Origin of the sequence: Achromobacter seleniivolatilans (assembly GCF_030864005.1) — a bacterium.
Lineage (GTDB): Bacteria > Pseudomonadota > Gammaproteobacteria > Burkholderiales > Burkholderiaceae_B > Achromobacter > Achromobacter seleniivolatilans.
This window is the reverse complement of sequence record NZ_CP132976.1, coordinates 239695-254571: the sequence shown is the minus strand read 5'-3', so window position 1 is coordinate 254571 and position 14877 is coordinate 239695. Positions and strand designations below refer to the sequence as shown.

At 63.5% G+C, this 14877-nt stretch carries 11 protein-coding genes; all 11 read left to right on the top strand.

Annotation, left to right across the window (positions count from 1 at the left end; translation table 11 throughout):
• Positions 1-16: 16 nt before the first annotated feature.
• On the top strand, positions 17-688 hold the full coding sequence (locus tag RAS12_RS01190; RefSeq protein WP_306944671.1) for a TetR/AcrR family transcriptional regulator: 672 nt from the start codon (positions 17-19) through the stop codon (positions 686-688).
• 47 nt (positions 689-735) lie between these two features.
• Entirely contained in the window at positions 736-3084 is a 2349-nt protein-coding gene (locus tag RAS12_RS01185) for an acyl-CoA dehydrogenase (protein ID WP_306944668.1), read from the top strand.
• Positions 3085-3096: 12 nt separating this feature from the next.
• On the top strand, positions 3097-4392 hold the full coding sequence (locus RAS12_RS01180; RefSeq protein WP_306944666.1) for an acetyl-CoA C-acetyltransferase: 1296 nt from the start codon (positions 3097-3099) through the stop codon (positions 4390-4392).
• Positions 4389-6323 carry a 3-hydroxyacyl-CoA dehydrogenase NAD-binding domain-containing protein gene (locus RAS12_RS01175; protein ID WP_306944664.1) on the top strand — a complete coding sequence of 645 codons (1935 nt, stop codon included), beginning with the start codon at positions 4389-4391 and terminating at the stop codon, positions 6321-6323. The genes RAS12_RS01180 and RAS12_RS01175 overlap by 4 nt, the downstream gene beginning before the upstream one ends.
• A gap of 91 nt (positions 6324-6414) precedes the next feature.
• Positions 6415-7737 (top strand): OmpP1/FadL family transporter, encoded by a 1323-nt coding sequence (locus RAS12_RS01170; protein ID WP_306944662.1) that lies wholly within the window; start codon positions 6415-6417, stop codon positions 7735-7737.
• Between the two features lie 54 nt (positions 7738-7791).
• A complete protein-coding gene (locus RAS12_RS01165; RefSeq protein ID WP_306944660.1) occupies positions 7792-10182 on the top strand; it encodes a 3-hydroxyacyl-CoA dehydrogenase/enoyl-CoA hydratase family protein in 2391 nt (796 codons plus the stop codon).
• 10 nt (positions 10183-10192) lie between these two features.
• The gene (locus RAS12_RS01160; protein WP_306944658.1) at positions 10193-11392 is read left to right on the top strand and encodes an acetyl-CoA C-acyltransferase; all 1200 of its coding nucleotides are present in this window, start codon (positions 10193-10195) and stop codon (positions 11390-11392) included.
• A gap of 28 nt (positions 11393-11420) precedes the next feature.
• The gene (locus tag RAS12_RS01155) at positions 11421-11966 is read left to right on the top strand and encodes a DUF4442 domain-containing protein (RefSeq protein ID WP_306944656.1); all 546 of its coding nucleotides are present in this window, start codon (positions 11421-11423) and stop codon (positions 11964-11966) included.
• On the top strand, positions 11930-12520 hold the full coding sequence (locus RAS12_RS01150; protein WP_306944655.1) for a chalcone isomerase family protein: 591 nt from the start codon (positions 11930-11932) through the stop codon (positions 12518-12520). The genes RAS12_RS01155 and RAS12_RS01150 overlap by 37 nt, the downstream gene beginning before the upstream one ends.
• A 16-nt stretch (positions 12521-12536) precedes the next feature.
• On the top strand, positions 12537-14240 hold the full coding sequence (locus RAS12_RS01145) for an AMP-binding protein (protein WP_306944652.1): 1704 nt from the start codon (positions 12537-12539) through the stop codon (positions 14238-14240).
• Positions 14241-14318: 78 nt separating this feature from the next.
• On the top strand, positions 14319-14849 hold the full coding sequence (locus RAS12_RS01140; RefSeq protein WP_306944651.1) for a GbsR/MarR family transcriptional regulator: 531 nt from the start codon (positions 14319-14321) through the stop codon (positions 14847-14849).
• Positions 14850-14877 lie beyond the last annotated feature (28 nt).

Below are 14877 nucleotides of genomic sequence, written 5' to 3'. Positions count from 1 at the left end.
GTTTGAATTCAACCTTATGCAAGAAATCAGATCATCCACCACGCGCGACACCATCCTGGACACGGCCGAAGCCCTCTTTGCGCAGCAAGGACACGACGGCACCTCCATGCGGCAGATCACCGGCGTCGCCGGCGTCAATCTCGCGTCTGTGAACTATCACTTCGGCTCGAAAGAGTCACTCGTGCAGGCGGTGCTTAAACGCCGCCTGGAAGTGCTCAATAGCGAACGCCTCCGCCTCTTGGACGAACTCGAGGCGCAAGCCCAGGGCAAGCCTTTGAAGCCGTCGCAGATCGTGGATGCCTTCTTCGGCACGCTGCTGCGATTGGCTGCGGACCCTGCGCAGGCGGGCAGCACTTTTCTGCCGCTGCTGGAGCGCACCATGACCGACCCGTCGGACTTCATCCGCGCGCTATTCGCCAAGGAATACGCGGACGTGCTGGAACGCTATCGCAATGCGCTGTTCGCAGCCTTGCCCGACGTACCCCGCGCCGAGATCATGTGGCGCTTTCAATTCATGCTTGGCGCGACGTCCTACGCCATCATCGGCACGGACCTGTTGCGCTCCGTCACGGGATGGACCGTCGACGAAGCCGAGCAACCTGACAACCCCGAACTGCTACTGCCGCGCCTGATGAGCTTTCTGCTGGGCGGCTTGCGCTCTCCGCTACCGCCCGTATCCGGTGCATAGCCGGCAATAGCGCAGCCACAGCAAAAAATATTCACGGAGACAAAGAAATGAACGGAGTCATCCTCGCGCTAGTGGTCATCGCGCTTTTGATCGCCATCTTGCTGGCCGTGCGCCCCCTGCGGCGCACGCTGCTATCCGCGCCAATTTTCAATCTGTACCGCAAGGTGCTGCCGCAAATGTCCGAGACCGAGCGCGATGCGCTGGAAGCCGGCACGGTGTGGTGGGAAGGCGATCTGTTTCGGGGCAAGCCGGACTGGAGCCGCCTGCTGGCCTATCCGCGTCCGCGCTTGACGCCGGAAGAACAGCATTTTCTGGACAACCAGGCTGAAACGGCCTGCCGTATGGTCAATGACTGGAGCGTGACCCAGGAGACCCACGACCTGCCCGCCGAGGTCTGGACGTATCTGAAGACCCAGGGATTCCTGGGCATGATCATTCCCAAGGAATACGGCGGCCTGGCGTTTTCGGCTTATGCGCATTCCGAGATCGTGACCAAGCTGTCCACGCGGTCTTCCGCGTTGGCCGTGTCGGTCATGGTGCCCAATTCTCTGGGCCCCGCCGAACTGCTGCTGCACTACGGCACCGATGCGCAGAAGAAGCACTACCTGCCCCGTCTTGCACGCGGCGAAGACGTGCCCGCCTTTGCCTTGACCAGCCCGTGGGCTGGCTCGGATGCCGCCGCTATTCCCGACAGCGGCATCATCTGCAAGGGCGAATGGCAAGGTCAGGAAGTCATCGGCATGCGGGTGACCTGGGACAAACGCTACATCACTCTGGCGCCGGTCTGCACCTTGCTGGGCCTGGCGTTCCGGCTCTATGACCCCGACGGTCTGTTGGGCGGCAAGAAAGACTTGGGCATCACTTGCGCGCTGGTGCCGCATGATCACCCCGGCGTGGACACCGGCCGCCGCCATTTCCCGCTTAACGCGATGTTCATGAATGGCCCGACCCGTGGCGACGACGTCTTCATGCCGCTGGACTTCATCATCGGCGGACCCGCCATGGCCGGGCAAGGCTGGCGCATGCTGATGGAATGCCTGGCCGCAGGCCGGTCGATTTCGCTGCCCTCTTCCAACACCGGTATGTCCAAGCTCACCGCGCGCGCTGTCGGCGGCTATGCACGCGTGCGCAGCCAGTTCCGCACGCCCGTCGGCAAGTTCGAAGGCGTGGAAGAAGCGTTGGCCCGGATTGGCGGCCACACCTACATGATGGACGCCGCCCGCAGCATGACTGCGGGTGCTGTGGACCTGGGAGAAAAGCCTTCGGTCGTGTCGGCCATCGTCAAATATCACGTCACGGAACGCGCGCGTCAGGTTGTCAACGACGGCATGGACGTGATCGGCGGCAAGGGCATCTGCCTGGGCCCCAACAACTTCCTGGGCCGCGCCTACCAGCAGATCCCCATCGGCATCACCGTCGAAGGCGCAAACATTCTGACGCGCAGCCTGATCATCTTTGGCCAGGGCGCTATCCGTTGCCATCCCTATGTGCTGGCGGAAATGCAGGCAGCGCAGTCGCCGGACCGCAAGCAGGGCCTGACCGACTTCGACCGCGCGTTCTGGGGCCACGCGGGCTTTGTCGTGAAGAACAAGCTGCGCGCATTGGGTACTGCGCTGACCGGTGCGCGGTTTGTCGCCGTGAACGCCGATGTCGCCCCCGAGATGAAGCGCTATTACCAGCTGCTTAGCCGCTATTCCGCTGCGTTTGCCTTGCTGGCGGACACGTCGATGCTGGTGCTGGGCGGTAGCCTCAAGCGCCGCGAACGGCTGTCGGCGCGCCTGGGCGACGTGCTATCGCAGATGTATCTTGTCAGCGCCACGCTCAAGCGTTTTGAAGACGAAGGCCGCCAGGCCGCCGACGCTCCGCTTGCGCACTGGTCGATTCAAGACGCCCTGTTCAAGTTGCAGGACGCGTTTGACGGCGTGCTGCAAAACTACCCCAATCGCGCCGTGGCCTGGTGCCTGTCGCGCATTATCTTCCCTTGGGGCCGCACGCAAGCGTTGCCGTCCGATCAATTGGGCCAGGACGTTGCTCGGCTTTTGATCAACCCCAGCGCCACCCGCGACCGCCTGACCTCCGGCTGCCATCTGCCCGCAACGGCGGACGAACCCGTGGGCGCCATCGAACTGGCCTTGGCCGCCACGCTGGAAGCCGAACCGATCGAAGCCAAGATCCGCGAACTGGAAAAACGCGGCGTCCTGCAGAACAATCCCAAAGCCAATGTGCGCGACATCGCGGATGCCGCCTTTGAGGCTGGCGGCATCACCGCCGAAGAATATGCGGTGGTGAAACAGCGCAACCGCTTGCGCGATACCGTGGTGAAAGTGGATGATTTCCCCTTTGACCTCGGCGCGGCAGACGCAATCAAGCCTGCAGCCGAACGCAAAGTCGCTTAAAGGAGGGAATGGATGGCATTCAAACCGGTTTACGTCGTCGACGGCGCCCGTACGCCCTTCCTGAAAGCGCGTACCGGCCCCGGCCCCTTCTCTGCCGGCGATCTGGCCGTGCAGGCAGGCCGCGGCCTGTTGCTGCGCCAGCCCTATTCCCCCACCGAGCTGGACGAAGTCATTGTGGGCTGCGCCGCTCCTTCGCCAGACGAGGTCAATATTGGCCGCGTCATCGCGCTGCGCCTGGGTTGCGGCAACAAAGTGCCCGGCTGGACGGTCATGCGCAATTGCGCGTCGGGCATGCAAGCCCTGGATTCAGGCATTGCCAACATTCAAGCCGGCCGGTCCCACTTGGTGCTGGCAGGGGGCACGGACGCGCTGTCGCGCGCGCCCGTGTTGTTCTCGGACGACATGGTGCGCTGGTTGGCGGGCTGGTATGCGGCGCGTGGCCTGGGCGCTAAATTGTCGGCGCTGCGCAGCTTCAAACTACGTAATCTGGCGCCGGTGATTGGTCTGCTGAAAGGGCTGACCGACCCCGTCGTGGGGCTGTCGATGGGACAGACCGCGGAAAACATCGCCACCCGTTTCGGCATCAGCCGCGCTGCGATGGACGCCTATGCGGCCAGCAGCCACCAGCGCGCATTGGCGGCGCGGGCGGCTGGGGCCATGACCGAAATCTCGCCTTTGATCGACACGCAAGGAAAGTTGTACCCGGTGGACGACGGCGTGCGCGACGATTCCACGCCCGAAAAACTCGCCAAGCTCAAACCTGTGTTCGACAAGCCCTGGGGCAACATCACGGCGGGCAATAGCTCGCAAGTGACCGACGGCGCAGCCATGCTGGTACTGGCTTCTGAAGAGGCCGTTCAAAAATGGAATTTGCGTCCCATTGGCCGCATTGTGGACAGCCAGTGGGCCGGCCTGGACCCGGCAGAGATGGGTCTGGGCCCGGTGCACGCCGCCACGCCCATCCTGCAACGCCATGGGTTGGGCCTGAACGATTTGGATTTGTGGGAAATCAATGAGGCCTTTGCGGCCCAGGTGCTAGGCTGCCTGGCGGCGTGGCAGGACGAATCCTATTGCCAATCGCATTTCAGTACGCCAGCATGGGGCGCTTTAGATCCCGCAAAACTCAACGTTGATGGCGGCGCGATAGCGATTGGGCACCCCGTGGGCGCTTCCGGCGCCCGGATCGTGCTGCATCTGCTAGACGCTCTGAAACGCCGCGGCGCCAAACGCGGCATGGCCGCCATCTGCATTGGCGGCGGCCAAGGCGGCGCAATGTTGGTTGAAACGCTGAACGAGGACCGCCCATGACGACGCTGGATACGCTTTCCCACTGGCGACTGGACCGCGATACCGACGGCTTGGCGTGGCTGACATTCGATCGCGCGGGCAGCGCAGTGAACGCGCTTTCCGCTGACACCATGGCCGAATTGTCTGTGGTGCTGGACACTTTGGACGCCGCCCCGCCCCCGGGGCTGATCATTCGATCCGGCAAGGCCACGGGTTTCATCGTAGGCGCCGACGTGAACGAATTCGCGGAACTGAATACGCCCGAGCAGGCCCGAGCGCTGGTGTCCCGCGGCTGGAAATTGTTTGCCCGTCTGGCCGCCGTGCGCTATCCCACTCTGGCGCTGATCCAAGGCCATTGCCTGGGGGGTGGACTGGAACTGGCGCTGGCCTGCCGCTACCGCCTGGTGGCGGATGAGCCGGGCACGTCGTTGGCGCTGCCAGAAGTCATGTTGGGCATCTTCCCTGGCTGGGGCGGCATGTTGCGCCTGCCCCGTCTGATCGGTGCGCCAGCCGCGTTGGACATGATGCTGACTGGCCGCGGGGCAGACGCCCGCCGTGCCGCCGCCCTGGGTCTGGCCGACGCCCGTGTGCCGGCCCGGCTGCTGCTGGCAGCGGCGCGTCAGACCGTGCTGTCCAAAAAGCCTGCGCGCCGAGCTCGGGGCGTTGGGGCCCTGACCAATCTTTGGCCGCTGAAATCCATCGTGGCCAATCGCGCACGCAAACAGATCGCCGCCAAGGACCCGCTGGGCCACTACCCTGCCGCGCCGGCCATCGTAACGATATGGGAAAAGCATGACGGCAACGCCCTGCTTGCCCCCGAACTGATCGACCGCATCATCTCGTCCGACACCGCCCGCAATCTGCTGCGCGTGTTCCGCCTGCAAGAACGCCTGAAAGCCAACGGCAAGCAGGCCGGGATCACGCCTGCACGTCATGTGCACGTGGTAGGCGCGGGCGTCATGGGCGGAGACATTGCGGCCTGGTGCGCGTTGAAAGGCATGACTGTCACATTGCAAGACCAAGATATGGCGCGCATCGCGCCCGCCATCAAACGCGCGGCAACGCTGTTTGCCCGCCGCCTGAAAGACCCGCGTCTGGCGCGCGCTGCGTTTGATCGTTTGATCCCTGACCCCGCGGGCGGCGGAGTGCCGTTGGCGGACATGGTGATCGAAGCGATCAGCGAGCAGCCCGAAGCCAAACGCTCGCTTTACCAATCCCTAGAACCCCGCATGAAGGCTGACGCCCTGCTAGCGACCAACACATCCAGCCTGTCGCTGGAAATCCTGCGCGCCGGACTGGCACGGCCGGAGCGTTTGGTGGGCATCCACTTCTTCAATCCCGTGGCCCAGATGCCGCTAGCGGAAGTCGTGCACGCCGAGGGCGACACCGGCCCGGCTCATGCTCGCGCCTGCGCCTTTGTGGGCCAGATCGACAAACTGGCGCTACCCGTCAAGAGCGCGCCGGGCTTTTTGGTCAATGCCGTGCTGGCGCCTTATATGTTGCAGGCGATGCGCAGCGTGGACGAGGGCCTCTCGCCTGAAACGGTTGATGCCGCCATGGTTGCGTTCGGCATGCCGATGGGGCCGCTGGAACTTGCCGATACCGTCGGTCTGGACATTGCACGCGCCGCAGGCGAAGAACTGGCCGGTGGCGCCGAACCGCCCCGCTGCCTGGTTGAACGGCTGGCGCGCGGCGACCTGGGCAAAAAAAGCGGCAAGGGCTTCTATACATGGCGCGACGGCAAACCGGTCAAGCAAAGCCCGGGCAGCGCCGCAGCCGCGCCATCCGGACTGGCGCAGCGCCTGATTCAACCCCTGGTGGACGCCACGCGGGAACGCGTCGCAACCGGCGTCGTCGCCGACGCCGACCTGGCTGACGCCGGTGTCATTTTCGGAACTGGGTTCGCGCCATTCACGGGCGGCCCATTGCATTACGAAGGCAGCAATGCGTAACGCAGCAGCAGTGCGGCTCACGCCGATTAGACCGGGGCAGCCAGACCGGCAGTGCAATAGAGACACACATCCATCACGAGGAGGCAGTACCATGAGCAGACGTTCATTGTCCCTGAGCACCTTGTCGGCCATAGTGGTCGGCTTGGGCGCAGCCGCAACGTCACATGCCGCCGGCTTTCAGCTTTTAGAGCAGAACGCCAGTGGCCTGGGCAACGCATACGCAGGCTCGGCGGCAAATCCGGAAAACGCCAGCATCATCTACTACAACCCGGCAGGCATGACGTATCTGCCCGGCATCAACGTGTCAGGCGGCGTCAATCTGATCAAGCCGTCGTTCAAGTTCAAAGACAACGGCGACAGCCGCAATCCCAGCGCACCCGGCATTCCCGGATCGGGATTGAACGGTTCACGCCCCACAGGCGGCAATGGCGGAGACGCCGGCAACCTGGGCATCGTCCCCAACCTTTATGCCTCCTGGCAACTGAACGAACAGTGGTACGTCGGCCTGGGCGTCGGCGCCCCGTTCGGCCTGATGACCGAATACGACGACGGCTGGGTGGGTCAATACCACTCCAACAAATTCGAAATCAAGACGATCAACGTGAATCCGTCGATCGCCTACAAGGTCAACGAGAAGTTCTCGATGGGCTTTGGCGTGAACTGGCAGCACATCGACGCCAACTACAAGAAAAAGGCCGTAGTCCCGATCGCCGGCCTGCCGCTGGCCACCAACGGCGACGCGGATCTGAACTTGAAGGGCGACGCGTGGGGCTGGAACGTGGGCTTCATGCTGCAACCCACGGAAGACACCCGCATCGGCCTGTCGTACCGCTCCAAGATCAAGCAGTCGGCCAAGGGCGATACCGAGATCACCAGCATTGGCCCCACCAAGGCTTCAGTGTCGTTTGATGCCAAGGCCAACGTGGACCTTCCCGACACCCTGATCCTGAGCGGCGCGCACCAGTTGAACGAGCGCTGGGAACTGCTGGGCGATGTCTCGTGGACGGGGTGGAGCAGCATTCCCGATCTGAAGATCCGCAACTCCGGCGCTGGCGCGCGTGACGACGATCTGCCCTTGAATTTCCGCGATACCTGGCGTGTCGCCGTGGGAGCAAACTACAAGTTCGCGCCCGACTGGAAGTGGAAGTTCGGCTTGGCCTATGACCAGTCGCCCGTCCACAAGGAATCCGACCGCCCGACATCCCTGCCTGACAACGACCGCTACTGGATCTCCACCGGCGTGCAATGGCAAGCCACCAAGAGCACCACGCTCGACCTGGGCTACACCTATCTTTACCTGCGCAAAACGGACATCGACACGACGTCCGGCAGCCAGCTGACCAAGGGCCGTGTGGCAGGCACCTATGACAGCAGCGCCCACATCGTCGGGCTGCAACTGTCGTCCCGCTTCTAGCCTTGCGCGGGCGGCCGGCATGCGCCGCCCGCCCGCTTTTTCAGGAGAATCCCCTTGAGCAAGTTCGTCGTCAAACACGTCGCCGTGCTGGGTGCCGGCGTCATGGGCGCGCAGATTGCCGCCCACCTGGCCAATGCCGGCGTGCCGGTCACGCTGTTCGATCTGGCCGCCGCCGAAGGCGACCGTAACGGCATCGTCAAGAAAGCGCTGGCCGGCCTGAAAAAGCTCGAACCGGCGCCGCTGGCAGGCGCCGCCCGCATTGCACTGATAACGCCCGCGAACTATGACGATCACTTGGACCAATTGCGCAGCTGCGATCTGGTCATCGAGGCCATCGCGGAACGCATGGACTGGAAGACAGCGCTGTATGAGCGCATCGCCCCCCATGTAGCGCCCGGCGCCATCATTGCGTCGAACACCTCTGGTTTGTCGATCGACGCGCTTGCCAACGCGCTGCCGGAAAGCCTGCGCGACCGCTTCTGCGGCATCCATTTTTTCAATCCGCCCCGCTATATGCGGCTGGTGGAAATCATTGCCACGTCCCACACCCAGGCCTCCGTGCTGGACCAGCTGGAAACCTGGCTGACGTCCACCCTGGGCAAGGGTGTGATCCGCGCGTTGGACACGCCCAACTTCGTCGCCAACCGCATCGGCGTGTTCTCCATCCTGGCCGCCATGCACCACACCGCGCGCCTGGGTCTGGCATTCGACGAAGTTGATGCGCTGACCGGCCCCAAAATCGGCCGTCCCAAAAGCGCGACCTACCGCACTGCGGATGTCGTCGGCCTGGACACGCTGGCGCATGTGGTCGGCACCATGGAAAAGAACCTGCCGGACGACCCCTGGCACCGCTATTTTTCATTGCCCGCCTGGCTATCCGCGCTGATCAGCAAGGGCGCCCTCGGCCAGAAGACCGGTGCAGGCGTCTACCGCAAGCAAGGCCGCGACATCCTGGTGCTGGACTTGAAGGCGCAAGATTATGTGCCCAGCGCAGGCAAGCTGGCCGACGAAGTCGCCACGCTGTTGAAGGAACGCGATCCCGCACGCCGCTTTGCCGCGTTGCGTGCAAGCGCGCATCCGCAGGCGCAGTTCCTGTGGAGCCTGTTCCGCGACATCTTCCACTACAGCGCCGTGCAGCTTGAACACGTGGCCGATAATGCGCGCGACCTGGACTTGGCCATGCGCTGGGGTTTTGGCTGGTCGCAAGGCCCGTTCGAAACCTGGCAGGCTGCGGGCTGGCAAACCATTGCCGCCGCCGTGGCTGACGACATCGCCGCCGGCCGCGCCATGAGCGATGCTCCCCTGCCCGCCTGGGTGCTTGAACCCGGCCGTCAAGGCGTGCATGCGCCCGAAGGTTCGTACTCGGCCCGCACGAACAGCTTGCATCCCCGCTCTGCGCTGCCGGTGTATGCCCGCCAGTTGTTCCCGGAACGCGTTTACGGCGAAGCGCCGGACGACCGTGGCGTCACCGTCTGGGAAAACGAAGGCGTGCGCCTGTGGAATCTGCCCCGCGTAGACCCCGGCATCGCCATTCTGTCCGTCACTTCCAAGAACCACACGCTGGGCGCCGAAGTGCTGGAAGGCGTGCTGCAAGCCGTTGCCCGGGCGGAGCGCGAATTCGACGGACTGGTTATCTGGCATCAGCCGCCCTTCGCGGTCGGCGCCAATTTGCAGCAGGTAGTCGAAGCCTGCGCAGCGGGCCAGTGGGAGATGCTGGAAGCCACTGTAGAGAAATTCCAGCGCGCTTCACAATCCTTTAAATATGCGCAGATTCCTACGGTGGCGGCCGTGCAAGGCATGGCGTTGGGTGGCGGCTGCGAGTTTCTGATGCATGCATCGCACCGCGTGCTGGCCCTGGAAAGCTATATCGGCCTGGTTGAAGCGGGCGTGGGCTTGATCCCGGCAGGCGGGGGCAGCAAGGAATTTGCAGGCCGTGCGGCGGCGCTCGCCGCCAAAACCGCAACGCCGGGGGAAGTCTTTCCCTACTTGCAGCCCGTCTTTCAAACGATTGCCATGGCGCAGGTCGCCAAGAGCGCGCTGGAGGCCGTCGACGCAGGCTTTGCCCGCGAGCATGACGTCGTGCTGTTCCATCCTGATGAGCTGCTGTTTGTGGCCATCGGGCAAGCCCGCGCCGCAGCCCAGGCCGGCTACACGCCCCCGCCGCGCCTGACAAATATTCCGGTGGCGGGCCGCAATGGCATCGCCAACTTCGAGATGGTGCTGGTCAACATGCGCGAAGGCGGCATGATCAGCGCGCACGACTATCGCGTGGCCCGCAGCGCCGCAGTCGCCTTGTGCGGCGGCGAAGTGGAAACCGGAACCAAGGTGGACGAGGAATGGTTGTTGGCCGTTGAGCGCCGCGAATTTGTCGCGCTCTTGCGTACGCCCGAAACCCAAGCCCGCATCCGGCACACGCTGGACACCGGCAAGCCGTTGCGCAACTGAGGAAACGATCATGACGAAGCAGATTCAAGACGCCTACATCGTCGCCGCCACGCGCCTGCCGGTCGGCAAGCGCAACGGCGCCTACATCACGACCCGGCCCGACGACATGCTGGCAGCGGTGCTGAACGGCGCGCTGTCGCAAGTGCCCGGTCTGGACCCCGCCCGCATCGACGACGTGATCGCTGGCTGCGCCATGCCTGAAGCCGAACAGGGCATGAACGTGGCCCGCATCAGCCTGTTGCTGGCCGGTCTGCCGCAAAGCGTGGCCGGTGTCACCGTGAACCGCTTTTGCGCATCCGGGCTGCAAGCGGTGGCTGACGCCGCCAACCGCATCCGCACGGGGGAGGCCGACATCATGATTGGATCGGGCACCGAATCCATGAGTGCAATGCCGCAGATCATGGGCAACAAAGTGTCGATGAACCCCGCCATCTTTGCTCACGAAGAAAACATCGGCATGGCTTTTGGCATGGGCCTGACGGGCGAAAAGGTCGCCGAGCGCTGGAAGGTCTCGCGCGAGGATCAGGATGCGTTTGCGCTGGCCTCGCATCAAAAGGCGTGCGCGGCTATCGCGGCCGGCCATTTCCGCGCCGAAACGACCCCCTATGAAGTGGTGACCCATCTGCCCGATGGCGCCACCGGCGCTGTGCGCGTGGCGCGCCGCCTGGTTGAGGTCGACGAAGGCCCGCGCCCTGACAGCAGCGCCGAAGCGCTGGCCCGCCTGCGGCCGGTGTTTTCGACGCGCGGCAGCGTCACTGCCGGCAACAGCTCGCAGATGTCCGACGGGGCCGCTGCGGTCATCCTGGTGTCCGAACGCGTTCTGCGCGAATTCAACCTCACCCCTCTGGCGCGATTTGTCAGCTTTGCCGTGGCTGGCGTGCCCCCCGAAGTCATGGGCATCGGTCCCGTCGCGGCCATTCCCAAAGTGTTGGCACGCGCGGGCATCACACAAGACGCGCTGGATTGGATTGAGCTGAATGAAGCCTTTGCCGCACAGTCGCTGGCCGTTATCCGCGAACTGAAACTGGACCCCGCCAAGGTCAACCCGCTGGGCGGCGCCATTGCGTTGGGCCACCCGCTGGGCGCCACCGGCGCGATCCGCACAGCGACGATCACCCACGGCCTGCGCCGCACGGGCGGCAAGTACGGGCTGGTCACCATGTGCATCGGCACGGGCATGGGCGCAGCGGGTCTGTTCGAGTCCCTGTGACCCGCACAACGCAACTGGCAGCCGCAGCGTGAAACCCTATTGGTTCAAGAACCTGTCGCCCGCCTGGCGGGCGCGCCTGATGCGGGTGGGGTTCAACCTGCATCCGGCGTTTCGCGCCACGGGCGGCCGGGTGATGCATGTGTCGCCGGACTTCCAGCACATCCGCATCAAGCTGCCTTTGCTTCGGCGCACCCGCAATATTGTGGGATCGATGTATGGCGGGTCGCTGTTCGCCGTGACGGACGGCGCCCATCCCACGATGCTGATGTCCGCCCTGGGCGCAGACCACATCGTCTGGGACAAGGCGGCGTCGATCCGGTTTCGCAAGCCTGCCTACACGACCTTGTACGTGGACTTCCGGCTGCCGCCAGGAGAGATCGCGGACATCCGCGAGATTCTGGCGCGCGACCACGAGACCACCAGGACTTACACGGTGGAATTGAAGGACAAAGACGGCGTGGTGTATGCCGTCGTGGAACGCACGATCTATATCGCTGACAAAAAGTTCTACAAGCAAAAGAACACAGGAGGAGACAAATGCCTTGCATCTCTGGAGGGCGAACCGCCGCCCTGAGCCTCATTCTTGCCGCCACCCTGGCGGGCGCACCCGTGATTGCCGCCGACATGGAACTTGCCGGCGTGCGGGTGCCTGAACAGCTTTCGGAAGGCGGGCGCGCGCTGACGCTTAATGGCGCCGGTCTGCGCACAAAATTCGTCGTGAAAGTCTATGTGGCTGCGCTCTACACCACCGTCAAAAGCAGCGATGCGGCGGCATTGATCAACAGCACGGAACCCCGCCGTATCCGTCTGCAATTGCTGCGCGATGTAGACAGCAAAAGCCTGGACGGCGCACTGCAAGAGGGATTGCGCGACAATACGCCCAAGCAGGAGCTTGCTGCGCTGAAAGATCCGGCAGATCGCTTATCCCGTCTGATGGCGGACATCGGCACTGCCAAGGAGGGCGATGTGGTCGATCTTGATTTTGACGCCCGTGGCGTCACCATCACCGCGAACGGCAAGCAGCGGGGCCGCATCGACAGCCCCGAATTCGCACGCGCGTTGCTGCGCGTCTGGCTGGGCGACAACCCGGCTCAGACCTCCCTCAAGAAAGCCCTGTTGGGCAACTAGGCGGAATCCCACAAAGATGGAACGAATCTGGCAAAAGAGCTACCCCTATGGCGTTCCCGCAGAGATCGAGATGGACGGCGTCACGACGCTCGTCTCTATCGTCCAGGAAAGCTGCCGGCGCTTTCCGGACAAGACCGCGTATATCAGCATGGGACGGGCGATCACCTACGCCGAGCTGGATGTATTGACGCGCAGCTTTGCGGCATGGCTGCACGCCAATGGATTCCGTCACGGCGACCGTATCGCGCTGATGATGCCCAACCTGTTGCAATACCCCGTCTGCCTGTTCGGCGCGCTTCGCGCCGGCTGCATCGTGGTCAATTGCAACCCGCTCTACACCGCTCACGAGCTTGAACACCAGCTGGCCGACTCGGGAGCGCGCGCGATTGTGGTCGCGGACAACTTCGCGGCCACCGTAGAAAAAGCCTTGCCTCAGACGGCAATCGAACGCGTGCTGGTCACGTCCATCGGCGACATGCTGGGTCCGGTCAAGGGCCGTCTGGTGGACTTTGTGGTTCGACGCATCAAGCGGCTGGTGCCGGCATGGTCCCTGCCCGGCGCCATCCGCCTGCGCGATGCCTTGCGCGCGGCGAGCGCCATGCCATTCACCGATGTCCCGCTCACGCCCGACGATCTGGCCTGCCTGCAATACACAGGCGGCACAACCGGCGTGGCCAAGGCCGCCATGCTCTCGCACGGCAATCTGGTGGCAAACGTTACCCAGGCCTATACCTGGGTCCGGCCGCTCGTAAAAGATGGCGAAGAGTGCATCGTGACAGCCTTGCCGCTGTATCACATCTTTGCGCTGACGGCGAACTGCCTGACCTTCATGAAGCTGGGGGCAAGCAACCTGCTCATCCTGAATCCGCGCGACATTCCCTCGCTGGTAAAAGAGATGGGCAAGGTGCCATTTTCCGCCTTCACTGGCGTGAATACGCTTTTCAACGCCATGCTGAATAACGCCGATTTCGCGCGGCTGGATTTCTCGCGTCTGCGCCTGACGATGGGCGGCGGCATGGCGGTGCAGCGCTCGGTGGCCGACCGCTGGCGCGCCGTGACCGGCATATCGATCGCTCAGGCTTATGGGCTGACCGAGACCTCGCCTGCGGTCACGATCAACCATCTGGACGTAAAGGTCTTCACCGGCTCCATCGGATTGCCCGTACCGTCCACCGAGCTATCCATCCGCGATGACGACGGCCGCGAGCTAGGCATCGGCGAAAGCGGCGAGATCTGCGTGCGCGGGCCACAGGTCACGCGGGGCTATTGGAACCGTCCCGATGAAACAGCACTGGTCATGTATCCCGACGGCTTCCTGCGCACCGGCGATATCGGTTATGTCGACGAGACCGGTTATGTGTTTCTGGTCGACCGCAAGAAAGACATGATTCTGGTCTCGGGTTTCAACGTGTACCCGAACGAGGTCGAGGACGTCGCCGCGTTGCATCCGGGCGTGCGCGAAGTGGCGGCGGTCGGCGTGCCCGACGAACGCTCCGGCGAGGCCGTCAAACTCTATGTCATCCGCAAAGATCCGGGGCTGGACGCCGAGACGTTGATCGCCCATTGCCGCACGCAACTGACCGGCTACAAAGTGCCGCGCTACGTCGAGTTCCGTGATGACTTGCCGCGCACCAACGTGGGCAAGATTTTACGGCGCGAGCTCAAGCCCGCCGCGCAGCAAGCGGCGGAAGCGGAAACCCGGCCGCGGGCTCAAGCCTGATCTGGGCATTCATAGGCAGTGAAGGTTTCTGTTATTTCTGTCTTGACAGAAATAACAGAAACCTCCTACATTGGCTCCATGAAACTGACTCCGATCGCCGAACGATTCATCCTGCACTGGGGCGAAATGGGTTCGCGCTGGGGCGTGAACCGCACGGTCGCCCAGATCCACGCCCTGCTCTACTTGCTTGGCCGCCCCGTTCCCGCTGAAGAAATCGCCGAAACCCTGGGTGTTGCGCGCTCGAATGTCAGCAACAGCCTCAAGGAATTGCAGTCCTGGCGTCTGGCCCGGGTGGTACACGTCATGGAAGACCGCCGCGACCACTTTGAAACGTCCACCGATATCTGGGAACTGTTCAAGCTGATCGTCGAAGGGCGCCGGCAACGCGAAATCGATCCTACGCTGACCATGCTGCGCGACAGTCTGGCCAGCCCGGAAATTGACAACGAAAGCCGCGCCACCGAACAGCGCGTGCGCGAGACGCTGGAGTTCCTGGAAATCCTGACCACCTGGTCTGACGAGATGCTGCGCATGAAGCCCGAGACACTGATGAAGACGCTGGGCATGGGCGCAAGGATCAGCAAGACCATGCGGCGCACCAAACCGTAAATTCCCCGGGCGAGCCGAAAGGCGCGCC

Excerpts from the sequence above, each read along its gene's own strand:
- RAS12_RS01190 (WP_306944671.1), top strand. The coding sequence starts at position 17 with ATGCAAGAAATCAGATCATCCACCACGCGCGACACCATCCTGGACACG.
- RAS12_RS01175 (WP_306944664.1), top strand. The coding sequence starts at position 4,389 with ATGACGACGCTGGATACGCTTTCCCACTGGCGACTGGACCGCGATACC.
- RAS12_RS01180 (WP_306944666.1), top strand. The coding sequence starts at position 3,097 with ATGGCATTCAAACCGGTTTACGTCGTCGACGGCGCCCGTACGCCCTTC.
- RAS12_RS01150 (WP_306944655.1), top strand. The coding sequence starts at position 11,930 with ATGCCTTGCATCTCTGGAGGGCGAACCGCCGCCCTGAGCCTCATTCTT.
- RAS12_RS01185 (WP_306944668.1), top strand. The coding sequence starts at position 736 with ATGAACGGAGTCATCCTCGCGCTAGTGGTCATCGCGCTTTTGATCGCC.
- RAS12_RS01145 (WP_306944652.1), top strand. The coding sequence starts at position 12,537 with ATGGAACGAATCTGGCAAAAGAGCTACCCCTATGGCGTTCCCGCAGAG.
- RAS12_RS01160 (WP_306944658.1), top strand. The coding sequence starts at position 10,193 with ATGACGAAGCAGATTCAAGACGCCTACATCGTCGCCGCCACGCGCCTG.
- RAS12_RS01140 (WP_306944651.1), top strand. The coding sequence starts at position 14,319 with ATGAAACTGACTCCGATCGCCGAACGATTCATCCTGCACTGGGGCGAA.
- RAS12_RS01170 (WP_306944662.1), top strand. The coding sequence starts at position 6,415 with ATGAGCAGACGTTCATTGTCCCTGAGCACCTTGTCGGCCATAGTGGTC.